Origin of the sequence: Amycolatopsis sp. cmx-11-51 (genome assembly GCF_047608665.1) — a bacterium.
Taxonomy (GTDB): domain Bacteria; phylum Actinomycetota; class Actinomycetes; order Mycobacteriales; family Pseudonocardiaceae; genus Amycolatopsis.
In genome coordinates, this window is sequence record NZ_JADNQO010000004.1 from 58,412 (window position 1) to 78,391 (window position 19,980).

The 19,980-nt window shown below is 69.1% G+C and carries 19 protein-coding genes; 13 read left to right on the plus strand and 6 right to left on the minus strand.

What is annotated here, in order from left to right; translation table 11 throughout:
- Positions 1-199 precede the first annotated feature (199 nt).
- The gene (locus ACM6LU_RS16810) at positions 200-685 is read right to left on the minus strand and encodes a class I SAM-dependent methyltransferase (protein WP_414938642.1); all 486 of its coding nucleotides are present in this window, start codon (positions 683-685) and stop codon (positions 200-202) included.
- A gap of 155 nt (positions 686-840) precedes the next feature.
- Between ACM6LU_RS16810 and ACM6LU_RS16815 the strand changes: the two genes are divergently transcribed.
- Genes ACM6LU_RS16815 through ACM6LU_RS16840 form a run of 6 tightly spaced genes read left to right on the plus strand, consistent with a single transcriptional unit; the run spans position 841 to position 9,031 of the window.
- Entirely contained in the window at positions 841-2,154 is a 1,314-nt protein-coding gene (locus ACM6LU_RS16815) for a hypothetical protein (protein WP_414938643.1), read from the plus strand.
- Entirely contained in the window at positions 2,151-3,206 is a 1,056-nt protein-coding gene (locus ACM6LU_RS16820; RefSeq protein WP_414938644.1) for a hypothetical protein, read from the plus strand. The genes ACM6LU_RS16815 and ACM6LU_RS16820 overlap by 4 nt, the downstream gene beginning before the upstream one ends.
- A 1-nt stretch (position 3,207) precedes the next feature.
- Positions 3,208-6,240, plus strand: coding sequence for a hypothetical protein (locus tag ACM6LU_RS16825; RefSeq protein ID WP_414938645.1), 3,033 nt, complete (start codon positions 3,208-3,210; stop codon positions 6,238-6,240).
- Between the two features lie 58 nt (positions 6,241-6,298).
- Positions 6,299-6,826 carry a hypothetical protein gene (locus ACM6LU_RS16830; RefSeq protein ID WP_414938646.1) on the plus strand — a complete coding sequence of 176 codons (528 nt, stop codon included), beginning with the start codon at positions 6,299-6,301 and terminating at the stop codon, positions 6,824-6,826.
- Positions 6,827-6,835: 9 nt separating this feature from the next.
- Complete coding sequence (locus tag ACM6LU_RS16835; protein ID WP_414938647.1) at positions 6,836-7,696, plus strand: DUF3592 domain-containing protein; 861 nt, start codon at positions 6,836-6,838, stop codon at positions 7,694-7,696.
- A gap of 21 nt (positions 7,697-7,717) precedes the next feature.
- Positions 7,718-9,031, plus strand: a complete 1,314-nt coding sequence (locus ACM6LU_RS16840; RefSeq protein WP_414938648.1) for an MFS transporter — start codon at positions 7,718-7,720, stop codon at positions 9,029-9,031.
- On the opposite strand, the gene ACM6LU_RS16845 is transcribed toward ACM6LU_RS16840, so the two are convergent.
- Together ACM6LU_RS16845 and ACM6LU_RS16850 are read right to left on the minus strand one after the other, a co-directional pair.
- Complete coding sequence (locus ACM6LU_RS16845; RefSeq protein WP_414938649.1) at positions 9,024-9,839, minus strand: hydrolase; 816 nt, start codon at positions 9,837-9,839, stop codon at positions 9,024-9,026. The genes ACM6LU_RS16840 and ACM6LU_RS16845 overlap by 8 nt on opposite strands.
- An 80-nt stretch (positions 9,840-9,919) precedes the next feature.
- Positions 9,920-10,516, minus strand: coding sequence for a DUF6801 domain-containing protein (locus ACM6LU_RS16850; protein ID WP_414938650.1), 597 nt, complete (start codon positions 10,514-10,516; stop codon positions 9,920-9,922).
- 227 nt (positions 10,517-10,743) lie between these two features.
- Between ACM6LU_RS16850 and ACM6LU_RS16855 the strand changes: the two genes are divergently transcribed.
- Positions 10,744-11,544, plus strand: coding sequence for an adenylate/guanylate cyclase domain-containing protein (locus tag ACM6LU_RS16855; protein ID WP_414938651.1), 801 nt, complete (start codon positions 10,744-10,746; stop codon positions 11,542-11,544).
- Here ACM6LU_RS16855 and ACM6LU_RS16860 read toward each other — a convergent pair.
- The gene (locus ACM6LU_RS16860; RefSeq protein WP_414938652.1) at positions 11,537-12,931 is read right to left on the minus strand and encodes a Gfo/Idh/MocA family protein; all 1,395 of its coding nucleotides are present in this window, start codon (positions 12,929-12,931) and stop codon (positions 11,537-11,539) included. The two genes, ACM6LU_RS16855 and ACM6LU_RS16860, sit on opposite strands and share 8 nt — an antisense overlap.
- Before the next feature lie 174 nt (positions 12,932-13,105).
- Positions 13,106-13,801, minus strand: a complete 696-nt coding sequence (locus ACM6LU_RS16865) for a nitroreductase family protein (RefSeq protein ID WP_414938653.1) — start codon at positions 13,799-13,801, stop codon at positions 13,106-13,108.
- A gap of 281 nt (positions 13,802-14,082) precedes the next feature.
- Here ACM6LU_RS16865 and ACM6LU_RS16870 point away from each other — a divergent pair, with 281 nt between their 5' ends.
- Both ACM6LU_RS16870 and ACM6LU_RS16875 read left to right on the plus strand, forming a co-directional pair.
- On the plus strand, positions 14,083-14,802 hold the full coding sequence (locus tag ACM6LU_RS16870; protein ID WP_414938654.1) for a S1 family peptidase: 720 nt from the start codon (positions 14,083-14,085) through the stop codon (positions 14,800-14,802).
- Between the two features lie 290 nt (positions 14,803-15,092).
- Complete coding sequence (locus tag ACM6LU_RS16875; RefSeq protein ID WP_414938655.1) at positions 15,093-15,443, plus strand: hypothetical protein; 351 nt, start codon at positions 15,093-15,095, stop codon at positions 15,441-15,443.
- On the opposite strand, the gene ACM6LU_RS16880 is transcribed toward ACM6LU_RS16875, so the two are convergent.
- Positions 15,424-15,972 carry a CGNR zinc finger domain-containing protein gene (locus ACM6LU_RS16880; RefSeq protein WP_414938656.1) on the minus strand — a complete coding sequence of 183 codons (549 nt, stop codon included), beginning with the start codon at positions 15,970-15,972 and terminating at the stop codon, positions 15,424-15,426. The genes ACM6LU_RS16875 and ACM6LU_RS16880 overlap by 20 nt on opposite strands.
- 64 nt (positions 15,973-16,036) lie before the next feature.
- Between ACM6LU_RS16880 and ACM6LU_RS16885 the strand changes: the two genes are divergently transcribed.
- The 4 genes from ACM6LU_RS16885 to ACM6LU_RS16900 all read left to right on the plus strand — a co-directional run bounded on the left by ACM6LU_RS16885 (position 16,037) and on the right by ACM6LU_RS16900 (position 19,978).
- Positions 16,037-16,675, plus strand: a complete 639-nt coding sequence (locus ACM6LU_RS16885; RefSeq protein WP_414938657.1) for a haloacid dehalogenase type II — start codon at positions 16,037-16,039, stop codon at positions 16,673-16,675.
- 71 nt (positions 16,676-16,746) lie between these two features.
- Entirely contained in the window at positions 16,747-17,244 is a 498-nt protein-coding gene (locus ACM6LU_RS16890) for a hypothetical protein (RefSeq protein ID WP_414938658.1), read from the plus strand.
- Positions 17,244-18,623: a hypothetical protein gene (locus tag ACM6LU_RS16895; protein WP_414938659.1), complete on the plus strand. Its 1,380-nt coding sequence runs from the start codon at positions 17,244-17,246 to the stop codon at positions 18,621-18,623. The genes ACM6LU_RS16890 and ACM6LU_RS16895 overlap by 1 nt, the downstream gene beginning before the upstream one ends.
- Entirely contained in the window at positions 18,620-19,978 is a 1,359-nt protein-coding gene (locus ACM6LU_RS16900) for a VWA domain-containing protein (RefSeq protein ID WP_414938660.1), read from the plus strand. The genes ACM6LU_RS16895 and ACM6LU_RS16900 overlap by 4 nt, the downstream gene beginning before the upstream one ends.
- Positions 19,979-19,980 lie beyond the last annotated feature (2 nt).

The following is a 19,980-nucleotide window of genomic DNA, read 5'->3' on the forward strand; positions in this document are numbered from 1 at the left end:
CCCGCGTCGACATCACGGAGCCGGACTCCCGAGAGCCACCCGCGTGCATGAAGGAATCGGGACAGTGACCTCACCAACAAGCCCGAGACCGTCTACGAAATCCGCGTCTGTGGCCGTCGCCACGAAACGGCAAAGTGAGTCCCCCTCACTACCCGGACCCTCAACACCGTTTCCGTGCCCAGCCTCCGTTTCGTGAGCGTCAGCGGAACTTCCACCGCGCCGGCGAGCCGCCGGGCGGCCGGTTCGGGAAGGCCCCGGCCGCGCGGGGAACAACGCGACCGCGGCGTGATCGGGAAGCGTCACGAGCCGGGCGTCCCACGACCGGACCGATTCCACCTCGAACACCTTTCCCAGCAGGGTTTCCGCACCCTCCGCGTCGAAGTTTGACAACCGCCGGGGCGAAGACCCGGCTCACCTCGGTGAGCGCCTCGATCGGTTCGGGCACGTGGTGCAGCGTCCGCAGGGCCGCGGCGCCGTCGAAGGTCCCGTCGTGGAAGGGGAGACCGGCGACATCCGCCCGGACCGCGAACCCCGGTGCTCGCGAAACGTGCGACGACAGGTCCGCCACCACGGTCCGAATCTTCCGGCGCGTGAGTAACCGCGAGAGCGTCCCGGTGCCGCCTCCGACGTCCAGCACGAGCGAGCAGCCTTCCGCACGAAGAGAACTGCGCCGCCGAAAGCCCATTGGCCGCGAAGCGCCCGGAATCGGTCTCCTAGTCGACGGGTACGGCAGCGTTCGTCGACGTCGGCATCCAGGACTTCTCCCGCCCACGGCCTTCCGGGGTAAGGACCGGGAAGTCGTCTGCTCGGTTAGAGTGCGGTCAGAGCGAGGGGAGGGCGATGACGACGGGATCGGGCGAGTCCCGGCTGCGGTCGGCCGTTCTCGCGCAGGCGTGGGAGAGCATCTCCGGGGTGGAGGTCCTGTCGTCGGCCGACGGCGGCCCGCTGACCCGCACGATCAAGAAAATCATCGACCCGCTGGTGATCCGCACGGCGGCGCGTCCCCGGCTCGGCCGTCCGGTGCTGGACCCGATCGTGGCGGCGGAGCTGACGGAACTGCTCTTGGCCGACGCGGACCGGTTGCGCGCGACGGCCGCGTGGTTCATCCATCTGAAACGGCAGCGCCGCGTCTTGCGCATCACGGCGGGCAACGTCCAGGACGTGTGCTTCCCGCTGGCGTACGAGCTGGCGACGGGTTTCGGCGCGCCGGGTCCGGAAGCACCGGCGACGGCCGCGTCGGCGTTGCGTGATCTGCACGGTGAGGGCGGCGCGGCGGGTGTCGATCAGCTCACCGGATATCTCGCGGATCCCCTGCTGTCGGCCGATCTGACCGCGGAGCTGCATCGCCGCTGGCACGCCGAGTCCGCCGCGCCTCAGGACATCACCGCGCTCCAGACGTTCGTCGAGAGTCTTTCCGACACCGCCTGGCGGGTCCTCGCCGATTCGGCGACCGGGCACGCCCTCGGGCTCGCGCTGCGAAGGCCGGGTGGGGCGCGGGCCTTGAGCCAGGCCGTTCAAAGGATTTCCGGGCTGCCCGTACCGGACCTCGGCCTGCAGCGCGGGGACCGCACCGCCGTCCCGCCACTGAACCGGCGCGACGAAACCGGCGCCGAACTCCTCGAACGCAGTGTCGAGCGCCGGGTACGCGCGACCTTGCGCCGCCTTCCGCCGGACGAGCGAGCTTCCGTGGCCGAACTCGTCGACGACGAACTCGACCGTGTCGCCGCCGGGTTCGGGCTCGGCCTGCCCGCCTTGGCCGCCTGCTTCGCGCTCGGTGTCGTCCTCGCGCCCGCGTTGCGTCCGCTCGATGGCGCGGCGCCAGCGGGCGTCCCCGAATTCGCACGGCAGCTCAACGCCCAGGTCGCGCGAGAGGGTTACGTGCTGCACGCCCGCCGCGCACTGGCCGGGGCCACGCCGCTCACCCCGCGGCCCGACGCCGAACTCCTGCGCGATCTGCGTGAGTTCGCCAAGCAGTTCCTCAGCAGACTGTGGGTCCGGCTCCACGGCTTCGACGTCCGCGGCGACCTGCCCGCCGACGCCGCCGACGTACGCGACCTCGTCACCGGCGTGGTCCGGTCGACCTCACTGGATCTGCGGACGAAGGTGCGCCGCGCGCTCGTGGCCCGCCTGCCGGATCTGGAGGCCGTGTCGTGACGCATCCGGTGCGCACCCCCGTCGTCGCGGCGGACGGCGGCCTCGTCCATTTCGCCCTCGACGATCTTCTCGCCGGTCGGGCGTCCTCGATGCGGATCGAACTCAGCGACGCCGGAGCCGCGGAACCGTGGCTGACCCGGCTCGTTGGCGCGGAAACCAGCCTCACCGTGCTGGCCAAGGGGCACGCGGACCTTCCCGCCCGGCCGGAACTGGCCAGACTCGCCTTGCTGCTTTGGCTGCGTCGCTGGTGGCCTGCCGGCCCATCGCTCGGAGTTCCTTCGCTCGACCCGGCGTTGCTCGACCTCGAAACGGCGGTCGCGACGGTCGAGGTCGAGGAAGTCGCCGAAGGTCTCCTCGACGGTTTCGAAGCGTCCCCGGCCGAGCTGTTCGACACGGCGATCGCGGACGACGCCCTCCTGGCGGCCGCGCCACCGGTCGCACACGAGGTCCGAAGCCTGTGCACCCGCCTCGCGGCCTGGTTCGACGACCAGGACGACGTCGTGCGCGCCGAAGCCGCGGCGGAAGTACTGGCACGCCTGGCGATCGCGGCGCCGGGCCAACGCGCGTACACGCTGGCGGCCGGCACCGATCCCGGCGCACCCGGGGAAAGCGTACTCGCGAGCGGACGGGCGAGCGTGGACTGGGCGCGAGTACCGTCAGGGATCCTGGACGCCGCCGAAGAGACGGTGACCTGGCGGATCGTCACGGCCGCGGCCGCCACCCGGCTCGAAGTCGACGTCGCGGGCGCGTTCGCCGACGCGACGCTCACCGCGGTCGCGACCCACGACGGTGAACCTTTCGCGGAGGTGTCCCTGGCGCTCGGAGCCGGGCGGTTCACCGGGACGGCGGACCTGGACGAAGCCGCATCCCGCCTCGTGGCGAGCGTCCACAGTGGACGCATCGGGCTCGTCGTGGGTGTGGCAGCCGAAGGAGTCGCCGGGACAACGGCGGAAGACCGGGCGGAAGTGGTCGCGCTGGTGCGGGCTCGACCGCCGGAAGACCGGACACTGGCCGAACGGGCGGCGGCCGCTTCCGCCGAAGAGGAGTTCTGACGTGCTCGTCGGCATGCCGCCGCCCCAGACCCCGCCGGACCGCCCGCTCCCGCCCGAGCTGAGCCCCGCGACCTCGCACGGCTACAACTGCCGTTGTGTCGCAAGGCATTTCGGTCTCGACCCGGTCCGGTATGACGAAGTGCCCGCATGTTCGCTCTCCGAGAGCAAGTATCGCAAGCTGCTCAGGGAAGCCGCCAAGGTCCAGGACCAGGCCAAGCGGCTCGCCGCGGTGCGGAACGTCGCCGGTGCGCATCGGAAGTACGCGCGGATGCGGGAGATCGCGCGGAAACTCGACCGGACCGACCTCGAAGTCGCCGCGGTCAGCGATCTGGCCCACGTCTGCTACACCGCGGGGGACCTGCGCAACGCGAGGCAATGCGCCGAGGCCGTACTCCAGGTCTTCAAGGTGAGCACCGCCGCCATCGTCCACTTCGGACAGTACGCCGAGGTGCGGATGATCGAAGGCTCACGGGAGGTCGCCGAGCGTGTGCTCATTTCCCTGGCCACGGAGGAAGGTGACGTCGCCAAGGCGCGTGAGCTGATCGCCGGGCAGCGCCGCCGGGCGGCGTTCCGCAAGGAAGCGGGGCCGGAACAGTATCCGCCCGAGTTGCTCGACATCCACGGTTCCGACGAGATGGAACTGCGGATCTTCGACGTGCGCGTCCAGATCGCGGCCGGAGATCTGGCGGGTGCGCGGGTCGCGCTCGAGGAGATCCTGGCGGCGCTGGAGGCCATGGCGGAGATCGACGAGGTCCGCGAACGGGTCATCCAGCAGCAGGCCATGGCCAGGGCCGAACGTGCCCGGATCCGCCAGGCGGGCGGTGAGGACGCCGACGCACGGGCCGACCTGCTGAGGCTGAGCGCTCAGCACGCGAGCGCCCCGATGGCCGCGAAGGCCGACATCGGGCTGGCGGAGGGCCGTGCCCTGGCGGGTGACTTTCCCGGCGCGGTCGCCGCGATCGTCGCCGCCCGCGACGAACTCGCGGCGGCGGGCCTGACCGGCGACGTCGCGGAGGCGAGCCACGCGCTGGGCACATTGCTGCTGTACACGGGCGACGTCACGCAGGCAAGAGAACAGTTCGAGCACGCGAAAACGATCCGGACGGCCAACGGCGACGTTCCGGGCCTGCGCCTCGTCGACACGGCACTGGCCCGCTGTGCCGCGGCGGAAGGCGACTGGGCGACGGCGGAGGACTACGCGACCCGCGCCAGGGAGTCGGCGCGGGCGTCGGGGGACTGGTCGGACTACCTGCACACGGATTTCGTGGCGGCCACGATCGGGTTCGCCCGCGGGGAAGACCTGCGGGCGGTGCTGGATCTGGCGCTCCCGCTGACGCTTGCGGCGGCGGAGTACCGGTTCGAGTTCGTTTCGCCACCGGCGCGCACGGCCTGGGCGCGCGACATCGCCGCTCCGACGATGGGGCTCACGCTGGCGTTGCTGGCCCAGTTGAAGGAGCCGAGGCTGGCGGCCGAACTGATCGAGCGCACCTGCGCGGTCGGGGCGTACACGGGGGTCGAGGGGCCGTCGCTCGACCTGACCGGAACACTGCCGAGCCTCGAAATACTCCCGTCCACTGAGGACGATCGACTTCCACTGGCGGCACTGGGTTCCGTCACGTCGTCGCTCCCGCTCAGGCTCGCTCCACCGCCCGCCCTGCGCTGGTCGCCATCCTCGCCCATGGAGCTGGATCGGTGGCACCGCCTCGCCACCGAGCGGTATCGCCTGCCGCGGCTCGCCGCCGAAACCGTCGAGACCTGGCCCGCCGCCCAGCCCGGCCGTGAGACCTTCCTCCTGCGCTTCGCCGACGCCGGGCACACCTTCCTCACCTGGCGGACCACCGAGGATCTCGACACCGTCCACACGCATCCGCTCGACTTCGCCTTGGTCGGGACGGCTCGCGAGTACCTGGACGCCGCCTCCCCGACCCCGCACGAAGGCGAGAGTGTCGCCGGCGCCGTCCGGCGCTCACTGAGCGAGGAAGCGTTCGGCAGCCTCGCCGGTGAACAACGCCTGGCCCGCGTCCTTGCCCTCAATCTCCTGCCCGCCGACCTGGTCGAACGGCTCCGGCGTGCCGCCGACGGAGGAAACCGTCCGCTCCTGCGCGTCCAGCCGTCGCCGAGCCTCGCCGGGATCCCGTGGGGACTGCTGGCCCTGCCCGACCGGCGGGCCGATCGCGTGCTCGACATCGGTGAGCTCGGCATCTGCTTCGACAGCGACGATCGCGTTCTCGACATCGCCGACGTCTCACTGCTCGCCCCGGCCGGGATCCCTCGTCGTCCGCCCACCGCCGACGGCCCGCCCGTCTACCTGCTCGATCCGCGGATTCCCGGGCAAAGCGCGTTCGGCGACCTGGGATCGGTGCTCGGCAAGCAGGACACGACGTCGCCGCTGATCCGGCACCTGGACGCGCGGCTGGCCGACGGCCCGGTCCTTCCCGCCGCCGCACGCGGGCTCGATCTGGTCCGCCGCACCGACACCGACCGCCGTCTGCTCGCTTCCCTGTTGTCCGAGCCGTGTTCGCGGCTGGTGTTCGTGGGACACGTCAGCCGTGTCCGCGACGAGTACGGCGCGCAGACCGCGCTGCACCTGTCCTGTTCGGCCGATCTCCCCGGCACGGCCGAGCCGATCGGAGCGCACCGGCCGTACACCGCCGCCGACCTCGCACTGTCCGAAGTGGACACCATGCCCGCGCGGGTGGCCTTGATCGGCTGCGCGAGCGCGGGCGACTTCGGCCTGGCCGAACCGTTCGGTGTGCTGCTCGCCGCCGTCGCGGCCGGAGCGGGGCTGGTCGCCGCGACCGTCTGGGCCCTGCCGACGTCGGCCGCCGTGCCCGGCGCGGACCCAATGGCCGAACTGGTCATCGCCGTCGACACCGCGCTCGCCGGTGAGGACCCGGTCTCCGAGCTGAACGCCTGGCAGCGGTCGAGGCTCGCGCGCTGGCGCGAGAATCCCGAACCGGCCGCGTCGCCGGTCTTCTGGGCGCCCCTGACCTGCCTCGACGCGACCGACGACGGGAAAACCTGGGTTCGGTAGCAGGCCGCCCGGCCGAAGCTGTGTTCATCGAGAACGACACAGCGAAAGGCGGCACCTGATGTTCAAGAAGATCCGCGACAAGATCAACGACGCGACGCAGCAGGGCATGGCGCGGGGCGAGCAGGACTTCCAGCGGCACGCCGAGCAGTTCCGTCAGGCCGCCGCCGCGCAGGGGCACGACATCACCCCGCAGCTGCCGACGCCGCAGCTGGCCGCGCAGGCGTTCCGGACCATGAACGCCGACCCGGACATGGCCGCGTTCCTGGCGCTGCCGATGGAGGAGCAGCTGCGCCAGCGGCAGGAACTGCAGGCATACGGCACCGAACTGCGGCGGCTCTACGACACCTGCGAGCCCGCCACCCTGGTGATCCGCGGCCTGGAGCCGACCGGCCGGAAGATCGCCGGACAGGCGCAGTACACCGCGACGCTCGAGGTCATCCGCGCCGACGGCGCCACCTACCGGACGGTGACGCAGCTGATCACGCCGCTGGCGACGATCCAGCAGTACGCGCCAGGAACCCGGCACGAGGCCCGCGTCGACCCCGCCGACCCGGCGAAGGTCGCCGTGTTCGGCCCGATCGCGTAGGGAGTGGCGATGTTCGGGTCCTTCGAGTTCGCTCTGCCGGAAGACCCCCGGCAGGCCCGCCGTCCCGGCCTGCGCCTGTGGCTGCTCGGTGTGCCCACGACGCTCGCCTGGGCGGTCGCGGGCTGGTCGGGAACCCTCGGGCTGCTGGACGGCTTCCGGCTGATGTCGCTGAACCGCGTCGGCGCGTGGGGGGCCGACGCGGGCCCGGCGGTCTCGCTCGTCCTGTTCTTCAGCACCTCGATCACGGTGGCGTCCTCGCTCGGGTTCGCGATGCTGTGGGGCGGTGGGATGTCGTTGCGGGGGATGGGCGTCGGCTTCCGCGCGAGCAGCCTGGCCGCATCCCTCGGTGTGGCGCTGGGCAGCGGCTTCGCGATCCCGTCGTGGACGCCGCCCGAATCGGTGGGGCAACGGTTGCCGGTCGGCGGCGGCGTGGCCGAGCCGTGGACCGACGTCGACTGGATCGTCTACTACGAACCGTATCTCGTGCCGGGAGTGGCGGGGGTGACGGCGCTGGTCATGGTCATGGTGCTGGGGCGGGCGTTCGTCACCAGGGCGGAGGCGGACGACCGCGCGCAGGCGCTGGCGCAGACCGGCCGCCAGGTGACCGGGCAGCTGATCGGCGTCGAGTTCACGAACGTCTGGGTGATGGGGAATCCGAGGTTCACGGTGCAGGTCCGGTTCCCCACGGAAAACGGGGAGCGGACGGTGGTCACGACGATGACCACCTCGCCGTTGCAGACCCCGTCCCGCGGTTCGACGGTGAAAGTCACCTACGACCCACACAATCCCGACTCGGTCCAGGTCGATCCGGACCCGGCGGATCGGGCCGCGGGCGGGAACCTCGGTGCCTTCCTGCCCCCGTTGTTCTGATCGCCCTCTACACTCCCGCGGATGGACGAACAGACGGCAGAGGTGTCCACCTCTCAAGCGGTCCGCAAAGCGATGATCCGGCTGGTCCCGTTCCTCGGGCTGCTCTATCTGCTCAACTATCTCGACCGGGTCAACGTCGGGTTCGCCGCGCTCACCATGAACGCCGACCTCGGCATCAGTTCGGCCGCCTACGGGCTCGGCGCCGGTCTGTTCTTCGTCGGGTACTTCTTCTTCGAGGTGCCCAGCAACGTCATCCTGCACAAGGTCGGCGCCCGGATCTGGATCGCGCGGATCATGGTCACCTGGGGCATCGTCGCCTCGGCCACCGCGTTCATCCAGGGCGAGGTCAGCTTCTACATCGTCCGGGTGCTGCTCGGTATCGCCGAGGCCGGGTTCTTCCCCGGCATCATCCTGTACCTGACCTATTGGTTCCCGCGTAAGCAACGAGCGAAGATCGTCGCGCTGTTCTTCCTCGCGGTGCCGCTGTCGTCGGTCATCGGCAGCCCGGTTTCCGCCCTGCTCATCCAGAACGGTGAAGGCGTCCTCGGCTTCGACGCGGGCTGGCGCTTCATGTTCTTCGCCGAAGGAGTGCCCTCGATCCTCCTCGGCCTGGCCGTGTTCTTCCTGCTGCCGAACCGGCCGAAGGACGCGAAATGGCTGACTCCGGTGCAGCGCACGGCGTTGCAGTCATCCATCGACGCGGAGGACACCCGCGAGGTCGGCAAGGAGGTGAGCACGCGATCGGCCCTGACCGACCCGCGTGTGCTCGCGCTGAGCGCCGTCTACTTCGGGATCATCTTCGGCCTCTACGTACTCGCTTTCTTCCTCCCCCAGGTGGTCAAGGGCTTCCAGCAGCAGTTCCAGACCACGTACAGCGTCGTGGAGATCGGGCTCATCACGGCGATTCCCTACGCCGTGGCCGCCGTGGCCATGGTGCTGTGGGCACGCCATTCGGACCGCACCGGCGAACGGGCGGGGCATGTCGCCATCGCCGCGTTCGTCGGCGCGGTCTCGATCGCCGTCGCGCTGTACCTGGGATCGCCACTGATGGTGATGATCGCGGTGACCCTCTGCGCGGTCGGTGTGTTCACCGCGATCCCGGTGTTCTGGCAGCTTCCCAACGCCTTCCTCACCGGCGTCGGCGCCGCCGCCGGGATCGGCCTGATCAACTCGTTCGGCAACCTGTCGGGCTTCGTGGGCCCCTATCTCACCGGGTGGCTGCAGGGTTTGACCGGCAGCTTCCGTGCCGGGATGTGGTCCGTCGCGTTCTTCATGGCGATGGCGGGCTTCATCGCGTTGTCCTTCCGCCGCAAAGAGAAGAACGCAATCAAGTGAGGTGGTCGAAGTCGCCGTTCACCCACCGGATGTGGGTTTCGGCGCTTCGGTGGACGACGGCCCTGGCGTCACGATCGATGGTGTCGCCGCCGAGGGTGTAGAGCCGGTCGTAGGAGAAGTCGTCGAGCCGGTCGACGATCCGGCGCACCACGGCGGCGGACATCGGGATGTGCTTGGGGAAGTTGCGCTGGAACGACACCCAGTCCGGCGCGAGTCCGCCGGTGATCGTGTCCCCGGCCAGAATGCTGCCGTCCGGGGTGCGGGCCACGGCGCTGCCGCGCATGTGTCCGCCGAGCCGGACGAGTTCGAGTCCCGGCAAGGGTTCGGCGTGCTCGTCCCAGAACTCGAACGCCGGGTCGGGCGCGGGCAGCCATTCGCGATTGCGTTCGTTGACCAGCACCGGGACCCCGCCCAGCGCGCGGCTCCAGCCGAGCTGGGCGCCGAACATGTGCGGGTGACTGGTGGCGATCGCGGCGACGTCGCCGAGACCGCGGACCACGTCGAGCACTTCGGTGTCCAACCAGGACGGCGGATCCCAGAGCAGGGTGCCCGCCGGGGTCACCGCGATGAACGACCAATGCCCGATGGCGAAATGCGGCTCTCGCTTGATGCTGTGCAGGCCGCGGCCGTGGTCACGGTGCGAGGTCTTGTGCGGCGCGGAAATCAGTTCTTCGTGCGTCCACCAGCGTCCGGTGTGCGCGCCGAGGTCGCCGGCTTCTTCGATGCCGACCTCGCCGCGGTCGAGAACGCACCGGGGCGGCTCCGGAGTGGCGGGATGTTCGATACCGCACCTGTCGCAAATCCACATGATCGACAGCGTGCAACTTCCAGTGTGCTGGAGGTCAAGACGCGTTTCCCCCGGCTCGCCGAGCCGGGGGAAACGGGGTTTCAGCTGACGGTCGTCTTGCCGAGGGTGGCGTCCTGGCCGGGCGGGTCGAGCGTGAGCTGGACGTCGAACTCGCCGAGCGAGCTGTCGGTGACGATGTGCGAGGTCGCCGCGGGGTCCACACTGCTGGTCGCCTCACCGGCGGGGGTCCCCGCCGGGATGGTGAAGTCGACCGTGCCCGACGCGGTGAACTTCAGCGATCCTTCCGCGGGCACCTCGGTGTCCGGGATGGGCAGCTCGATGGGGATCGACACCTTCTGCTCGCCGAGCGCGACGTTGACCTTCGAGCTGATCGTGCCGGAAAGCTTCGTGGCCCCGACCAGCCGGAGTCCGTCGCCCGCGGCCTGTCCGGAATCGACGTCGAGGGTGAACGGCACCGAAATCGGCGTTCCGGCCTGTGCGGTCGCCGGGATTTCCGCCTTCACCACCACCGCCACCTGCTGGTCGCCGATGAGGGGGAAGCCACCCTTGTACGTGAGATTCTTTTCGACGGCGGCCGCGGTTCCGGCCGCGGTGAGCATCACGGTTCCGGCGACCACGGCGGCGATCCCGGCCGCGCAGAACCGGCGAACACCCTTCCGTACGAGGGTTTCCGTCATGTCTGGTCCTTTCGTCGTTGAATGGGCTCGCCGCCGAATCTAGGTGGAAAGTCACCAACGGGGAAAGGGAAAGATTACTTGCGTTTTCTTTGCGCGCCGATCTTGTCACGGGTATGCGGAATGATGTGATCGCGACTTGTCATGCGAAAGCGGAAAGGGGAAATCTGCCGGAGTTTCTTGTCACCCCGGTGACAGGTGCTCCGGTCGCAGGGTGACCGGCTAGGGTCATGATCGTGACCGACCGACCCGAGCCGTGGCACCTCCGGACCCGCAAGTTCCTGCGGGCGACGGACCAGCGTGGTGAACTGGTGCGCGGCGCGCGGCTCCTCCGCAAGCTCGTCCCCGGGGCCGACACGCCCGGTGATCCGCTGGCGACGTCGACGGGCCGTTCGTCCGACAGGCTCGCGCGGCTGCTCACCGAGGCGGGCGCCGATCGCCCGAGCGCGACCCGTGAACTGGGGCTGGCCGCCGTGCAGGCCTGGCAGGCCGTCCGTCGATCCGGCGACCAGCCACTGGCCGCGAACGGGATCACGGTGCTGTTCACCGACCTCGTCGGCTTTTCGACCTGGGCGCTGCACGCCGGCGACGACCGTGTCCTCGAACTGCTCCGCGCCGTCGCCGACGTGACGGAGTCCGTCGTCACCGGGCATCGGGGAAGTGTCGTCAAGGGGCTGGGTGACGGCGTGATGGCCGTGTTCGCCGACCCGGGTGAAGCGGTGAACGCCGCCTACGAGACGTGCTCCGCCGTGAGCGTGATCAAGGCCGACGGCTACCTGCCCCACCTGCGGGCGGGCCTGCACCGCGGGAACCCGCAGCGTGTCGGCAACGACTATCTCGGTGTCGACGTGAACATCGCCGCCAGGGTCATGGCCGCGGCGGACGGCGACGAGGTGCTGGCCAGCGGCAGTGTCGTGGAAGAACTCGACGCGGACGCCGTCATCGTGCGTCCGCGCCGGAACTTCCGCGCCAAGGGTACCCCGAAGGATCTCCGGGTGTACCGCGTCGTCCCTCGCTACTCGCCTACTTAGGCATCTCCGACGGCTGCGAATCCAGCCCTGCCCGAGGCTTCGACCAGCCGCCGCGGGTGAAGTCCGGCACCGCGACCGGTTTACCGCCGCGGGCCAGCGAGACCACGCTCAGCGGCACGGGGGAGCACCAGACCGCGGAGTCGTAGACGTCGATGTCCGGCACCAGGCCCGCGCGCATCTGCTGCACGATCCGCCACTGCAGCACGTAGTCCATGCCGCCGTGCCCGCCGAGGTTCGGGTCGTCCTTGAGCTTCTTCCACAGCCAGTGGTCGTGACGTTCGCGGTACGGCCCGAAGTCCTTCCACGCGTGCCCGCTGTGGTCGGGTTCGACGTAGATGCGGGCGGGGTAGTCCTCCACGATGCCGCGGCTGCCGGCGAGACTGTTGATGCGGCTGTAGGGACGCGGCGAGCTGACGTCGTGCTCGGCGCGGATGATCCGTCCCCGTTCGGTCTCGATCAGACAGCTCACCAGGTCGCCGTTGATGTAGGTCTCTTTCCACGACGGGTGGCCCGGCGGCATGTGCCGCTTCCGGTAGTCGGCGAGTCCCTTCGGTTCGGTCGCCGTGGCGCGCAGCGTGGCGAACCGGTCGCCGCGGTTGACGTCCATGCAGGCCGCGATCGGGGCGAGACCGTGCATCGGATAGAAGCTCGCGGTGCTGCGGGTGTGCCACTTGCGGCGCCACGCGTCGGTGTAATACGTGTCGGAGAACAGCAGTTCTCGCAGGTCGTGCAGATAGCCGCCGTGCCCGTTCGTGACCTCGCCGAAGACGCCTTCGTGCGCCATCTTGAGGATGGCCAGCTCGTTGCGGCCGTAGCTGCAGTTCTCGGCGAGGAACAGGTGTTTGCGGGTCTGCTCGCTGGTGTTGACGAGGTCCCACAGCTGGCCGAGCTCGGTGGCGATGGGCAGTTCGACCCCGACGTGCTTGCCGGCGAGCAGGGCGGCCTTGCCCTGCGGGTAGTGGAACTCCCACGGCGTCGCGATGTAGACGAGGTCGATGTCGGTGCGGGAGAGCATCTTCTTGTAGGCGTCGGCGGAGCCGCCGTACTCGGCCGGGCGCGGTCGCCCGTCGGCGGCGAGCTTGTCCGCGGCGGCCTTCGCGCGCTCGGCACGGATGTCGCAGACCGCGGTGACCACGGCGCCGGGTACGGCGCTCCACCCGCCGATCATGGACATACCGCGGTTGCCGAGACCGATGAGCCCGATCCGGACGGTTTGGTGCCGGTCGAACGGCACCCCGATCATGCTGCGCTGGCCCGGACGGCGGGGCGCGCTTTCCGCTCCGGTGGTCTCTGCGGCGTCGGCACTCACCGGGATCGCGGCGAGCGCCCCGGCGGCGAGAGCGCCACCGAACAGTGTCCGCCGGGAAACAGAGGGCAGGTCGGCCATGAAGAACACTCCTTCGTGTCACCTTCGGTACCCAGACTGTGTCCAATCGCCGCCAGATATGTCAAGAGATGCATCAAAGCGAGCATAAAAGTGCACTAATGCGCAGTTTGGCTGTGTGGAAACAAGCGGTTCGCGCAACCCGGGTGCGTGCACGCACCTGGGTCACGCGTCCGCTCAGCGGCGGATCAGCACCTGGTCGATCGACTTGCGCACGAGGTTCGGCACCACGCAGTCGTCCGCCGGATAGCCGACCGGGATGACGGCGAACGCCTTCTCGTTCTGCGGCCGCTCCAGAAGTTCGCCGAGGAACCGCATCGGCGACGGCGTATGCGTCAACGCGGCCAGCCCGGACAGATGCAACGCGGTAAGCAGCATGCCGACCGCGATACCCACCGACTCGTCGACGTAGTAGTGCTTGTGCTTGGTGCCGTCCTCGTCGAGGAAGTAGCGCTGCTGGAAGACCACGATGAGGTACGGGGCGTCGGTGAGGTGGGTCTTGACGGCGTCGGTGCCCAGCGGGCGCAACGCCGAGAGCCACTCTTCGCCGAGCCTGCCCTCGTAGGAGACGCGTTCCTCCTCTTCGGCGGCCTCGCGGATACGCTGTTTGGTCGCGGGGTCCTTGATGAGAGCGAAGGTCCACGGCTGCTGATGCGCGCCACTGGGCGCGGTGGAGGCCACCGCGATGGCGTCCACCAGCACCTGCTCGGGTACCGGGTCGGTCGAGAACATCCGCACGGTGCGGCGGGTGTCCATGCGGCGGCGCAGATCGGCGGCGGTGGCCAGCGATTCTTCCTCGGACAGGCGAGTGGGGTGGTAGGGCACCGGCTCGAAGGGGTCGCCGTAGGTCGGGGTCCACTGTGCTGCGGTCATGATCCCGATTCTGGCGCCGCACGGCGCTCACCGGAAGCCCCGGCGACAAGTTATGTCCCCGGCGTTATGCCGCCATCTGTCCCAAATGGACGGACGCCGGGCGGAGTATCGAACCGCTCGGTTCGATACCTAGAAGAACCCTTAAGGGTGGTCGTGACGACGAGATAGGTACCTATTGCACGACTTTCGGCGGTGTCCGATTTCTCTTGTCGCGTCCCAGAATCAGCACACCCGTCCCTATCGCGCGGCTGAACCCCGGGCCGCAGAAACGAGCCGGAACCATGCGACTGCGCTCCTTCGCCCTGATCGCCGGCACCGCCTTCGCGGCGTTGCTCGGCGTGACCGCCCCCGTGGCGTCCGCCGCGGAACCGTCCTCCGATGTCCAGCCGATGATCATCGGCGGCCAGAACGCGTCGAGCGGCCCGTGGGCGGCCCGGCTCTTCGCCAACGGCCGTCAGACCTGTACCTCGACGATCATCGCGCCGCAGTACATCCTGACCGCGAAACACTGTGTGGCCGGCGGCGGCACGTTCACCTTCCGGATCGGCAGCCTCGACCAGCAGAGCGGCGGCACCATGGCCACCGGCTCGACCGTGACCCGCCACGCCAGCGCGGACCTCGCGATCGTGCGCCTCACCGCGCCGGTGAACGCCACGTACTCGCCGCTGGGCACCACCGCCAACGTCTCCGTCGGGCAGACCGTCCAGGTCTACGGCTGGGGCGCGACCAGCCAGTGCGGCTCGGAGATCAACTGCCAGTCGCGCTACCTGAAGGTCGCCAACGTCTCGGTCACGTCGGTCTCCTGCCGTGACTACAACGGTGGCATCGCGGTGTGCGCGCGCCGCGGCGACGGCATCACCGCCGGCGGGGACTCGGGTGGCCCGATGTTCGCTTCCGGCCGCCAGGTCGGCGTCGCTTCGACCAGTGACCGGCAGACGACCACCGCTTACACGAACATCACGCGGTACCGGCCCTGGATCCAGCAGATCGCCGGGGTCTGACCCCTTGGTGTGAGCGGAGCCCTTCCCGGTGGTTGCCGGGGAGGGCTCCGGCTCTTCGTGCTTGGTCACCTAAGCTCGACGTTCGCCTCACCCGTGGCGCTTGACTCCTCGCCTGAGCAGCGAGAGGTTCGCTTGAATGGAGACTATTCGCAGCCTGGCGTTGTCGCGATGACAAGCGCGCCATGCCCTGGCCCGCATGGTTTCCGCCGTCCTCACCCTCGCCGTGAGGGGCGCACCAGCCACCCCCGGGTGTCGCGAAAGCCACTTTCGGGACGTCAGACGTCCCGAAAGTGGCTTTCGCGACACCGCCACCGGGCAGTAACGCCATCCCTTCCGTGGTGGCGACCGGCGTCATCGCCGCTCTTATCGCACTGGGCCTCGGCCTGCTCCTGTGTTCGATGACCGGCACTCTGGTCACTCTCGGCGCCGCGCTGCTGGTGATCCCGATTTTCGCGCACTTTCTCCCATTACCGCTCGGAGAACGTGTCGCCTCGTTCATGCCGTCGAATTTGCCGCCGCAGCTGACAAGAATGAACGACGCATACGTTCTTCCGCCGATCGGGGCGGTGCTGGTGATGCTTTCCCGCGTCGCGCTATCGCTGGTCGCCGGAGTGGCTGGCTTCAAACGTCGCGATGCTTGAGGCGTGCCCGGTGGTTGGCCACGTTGACGCGGTTCCCGCACAACCCCGGCATGCAATAGCGACGCCGCCCGGGTCGTGTCGTGTCGATGAACGCGCCTCGGCAAGTAGGCGCGCCGCACGCACGGAACCGTTCCGTGCCGAGAGCCTGAACGACGCCGAGGATCCCGACGCCACAGATCACGGACAGTGCGTCCGACACGGAAGTGCCCGGTTGAAGTGAAACCGCCCAGCGCACGGAATTGTCGGCGAGGGTGACGTGACCGGCCGGTGATGTGAGTGCGGAGGCACCGGCGATGAGGCGTGCCCGGTCTGGGTGATCGATCAGTTCCCGCACCGTGGCGCGCAGCCGATGGACGGCGCGCAGATCACCGGGTCGAGTGGGCTCGGGTAGCGAGTGAAGGTCAGCGAAGACGGCGAGAGACGCGAGATCGGGCAGGTGATCTTCGCCGTGCCAGACCTCGGAAGCGGTGTTGACCAGGTCAGTAGCGATGCCCGCCGCCCAGACGTAATCGTCCAACGCTACTTGCATCCCTTACCAACCTCTCGTACGTTCACGGTTAACCGCCACTTTAACCCTTACCTGGAGGTTGTCCGTGGAGATCGACGCTTTGGTGTTCGACATACTCGGCACGCTCGTCGACGAGCCCGCCGGGATTCGTGCGGCGGTCCGTCAAGCCGTACCGGCTGCCGACGCGGATGAGCTGGTCAGCCGGTGGCTGGGTCACGTCGAAACCGAGCAGCGGCGCATCGTCGCAGGGGAGAGGCCGTACGTCGCGAGTGACGTCCTCGACCGCGAAGCCGCCCGGACGGAAGCGCTCGCGACAGCGGGCCGCAGGATGCCGCCCTGGCCTGACACTGTCGAAGGGCTTGCTCGCCTCGGCGAGAAGTACGCGCTCATCGGCCTCTCCAACGCCAGTCGGACGACCCTGCTCCGGATGAACGCCTACGCGGGCCTCCGCTGGCATCAGGCGCTCTCGGCCGAGGAGGTACAGAGCTACAAGCCTGACCCGGCCGTCTACGAACTGGCCGTCAAGGTGTCCGATGTGCCGCCGGAGCGGCTGCTGATGGTCGCCGCCCACGCTTGGGACCTGCGAGGTGCCCAGAGCGTCGGTCTGCGGACCGCCTACGTCGCCAGGCCCATCGGGGACCCCCCGTCGGCGACGGATCGGTTCGACTTCCACGCCGAAGATCTCGCGGATCTGGCCGTTCAGCTCGCAAATCATCGAATCTGATCAGAACTGTCGGTGCTTCCCGCTAGGTTCTTCCCAGTCCCCACCGAGGCACCCCGCAAGGAGAAGATGCGTTGTCAGACTGGGAAAGAGCGAGTACGGCCCGGGTGTTGCCACCGGCCCGCCCGCGCAAGCTCGCGAAGGTCCCGTTCGTCGAACTGGCCGACGGACGGGTGCAGGGCGTCGTGTCCAGCGGATCGGACATCGGGCGCGTGTACGTCTCGTCGGTCGCGGCGGGCACGTATGAATTCGCCTGCAGTACCAACAACAACCGGCCCTGCGGCGGGGCGCGGGGCATGTTCTGCAACCACATCCTCGCCTTGCTCAACGAGTCCGTCCTTCAGTACGGCGGCGAGCGTGTCGCGCGCTATCTGCGTGTGGAGCCTGACGAACTGACCGGCCAGGCCATTTCGCAGACCATGAGCGCGACCCGGCCGTCGCAAGGAGACAACACCGCCGCCGCGTCTGTCTTCAGCCAGTTCTTGCGGCACCTGGCATACCTGGAGTTCGAGCCGTCGACTGCTCCCGTGCCGGAACTGCACTGGTTCCCGCCGACCAGGACGGTGGTGTGATGCGTACCGATCTGCTCACCGACCCCATCGCCGGTCTCGACGAGGCATTGGCGACCGTCGACGCCTTCGATCAAGTACTCGTCTCAGGGCTGCTTCGCCCCCAACAGATCACCGGGCTGACCGGGTTGGCCGACGCCGTCGCGGGGTCGCCGCTGGCGGCGCGGGTCGCCGAGGCCGCCGAGAAAACCGCGGCTGGAGCGGCGGGGGAGGAGCACTTCGTTTCCCTTGCCGCAGCGAGGATCGCGGTGTTCGGCTCGGTGCACGACGCCCTTGTCACCCGGGCCGCCGAAGCCACTGGTCGGTCGTCTGGAGAGGAAGCCGTTCGAACAGCCGCCGAGACGGAATCGCCGAATCTGCTGGCGGCCGTTCGTTCCTGGCTGTCCGATCTGGCCCGTGCCGGCTGGCAGGGCATCGACCACGACCTTATTTCGGCCTCGGCGCCGGTGATCTCCGCACTGCTCGCGGAACCGGGCCTGCGACGGCTGGCGGTCCTGCTCGACGGCTTCGCGGCCGAACTCGCGGCGTCCTGCCCTGGTGCGGCGCTGGAGCGCGTTCCCGTCCGGCGCTGGGGTGATCTATGGTCTCGCGGGATGCTGCTGACCGTGCCCGGAGTGGCGGCGACGCCCGCGATCGGCACCCTCACCGGCCGCCTGCTGCCGCTCGGGGTCGACCTGCTGGAGCATGCGACGGCCGCGCAGGCCCAGGTCCACGCGGTGTTCGAACCGGAGGACGGCATCGCGCCACGTCTCGTCCGCGCGAGCGTGACCGTGCCGAAACCGGACACGATCATCGGAGCCGGGATCTGGCAACTGCTACGCCCGCATCTGTCCTTGCTCGCGGCGGTCGGCGAGGGGCGCTCGATGGACCTCGCCGACATGCCGGTGACCGCGGAGGGCGACCTTCTCTGGAAAGACGAACTCGCCCGTCTTGGCGAGCCCGCGGACCCTTTCGCCACCGCACGTGTCGTCTTGCCGAAGGCCACCACGCCGTCGGCCGCGCCACTGGACCGGCATCCGGCGCGAATCGCCGTCCCTGTCTTCCTGGAGGGCTACAGCACTGAAGGCGACGAAGACGCGCTCACGTTCACGTTCGCGGGAAATCAACTCGCCGTCGAGACCGATCGCATCCCCGCCGCCGGTCCGCTGACCCCGAAGGCGGTCGCGAGCTCCAGTGCGTGCATCGGCCTGCTCCGGTGGGACGGCGGTTTCCGGCTGCAGCCGCTCGCCGTGGAGACCACCGTCCGCAAGAAGACCACCGCCGTGCACGCCGGAGCGTGGGCCGGGGGCACCACGGACAAGGTCGGGGTGAAAGCCGAGAAGGCGGCCACCGACGCCGCCGCCGTGCTGCGCGAACGTGCCGGAAGGCTGTTGCGGAAATGACCGAACCCGAGGACAACCGCCGCCAGGTCCTGTACTGGCGGCTGCTCGCCCGGCTCTTCGACAACGACGAGCAGGCCACGCTCGAATCGGCGAGTGTGGCCGTGGTCGAGGACATCGGCCTGCCGTCCGCGTTGCTGGACCCGAACGTCGCCGTCGACTCGATCGTCCAGCGCCATCCCGAGCTGGCCGCCGAGTTCGACGGGCTGATGGTTCCCGAACCCGAGGACAGCCGGGACAAGGCCGCGGAGGTGCGGCGCGCGGCGCTGGTGTCGAAGGTGCTCCTCAACGTCTTCGCCGCCGCACCCCACACGGTGACGGCCGGGCAGCTGTCCTGCTGGCAAGCCGACGCGGGCTGGCTCGAGCGCTCGCTGGGATGCCGTCCGGGTGAACTGCGTGGCGGTCGTCCCGGCGGAGCACTGACCGGGCGCGGAGGCGGGGCGCCCGACTTGAGCACGCTGCTCCCCGCGATCGGCCCGGAACTCGGCGCCATCGAGGCGGACCTCGTCAAGCGGATGCATCTACGTGAGGTCCTCGCCGATCCGGCGCTCGCGGCGAAGTTGAGCCCGAGTATGTCGCTCATCGAACAGTTGTTGCGGGACAAGGACAACCTGTCCGGAGTGGCGTTGGCCAACGCCAAGTCGCTGATCCGCCGCTACGTCGACGAGATCGCGGAAGTCCTGCGGACTCAGGTCGAGAAGGCCTCGACGGGCAAGGTGGATCGCTCGGTCCCGCCCAAGCGCGTGTTCCGCAACCTCGACCTCGATCGCACCATTTGGAAGAACCTCACCAACTGGAGCCCGGAAGAGGAACGGCTCTACGTCGATCGCCTCTACTACAAGCAGACCGCGAAGAAGACCACGCCACAGCGGCTCATCGCGGTCGTCGACCAGTCCGGTTCCATGGTCGACTCGATGGTCAACTGTGCCGTGCTGGCCTCGATCTTCGCCGGGCTGCCCAAAGTGGACGTTCATCTGATCGCCTACGACACCCAGGCGCTCGACCTCACGCCGTGGGTGCACGACCCCTTCGAAACCCTGCTGCGCACCAATCTCGGCGGCGGCAACGACGGCATGGTCGCGATGGCGCTGACCCAGCCGAAGATCGCCGAGCCCGCCAACACCGTGGTGGTGTGGATCTCCGACTTCTACGAGACCCGCGTCGAGCAGCTCTTCGAAAGCATGGCCGCGATCCACCGATCCGGGGCGAAGTTCATCCCGGTCGGCTCGGTCACCAGCGCCGGCCGAGGCAGCGTGAACCCGTGGTTCCGCGAGCGCTTCAAGGACCTCGGCACACCGGTGATCTCCGGCCACATCACCAAGCTCGTCCACGAACTCAAGACCTTCCTCACCTCCTGAAC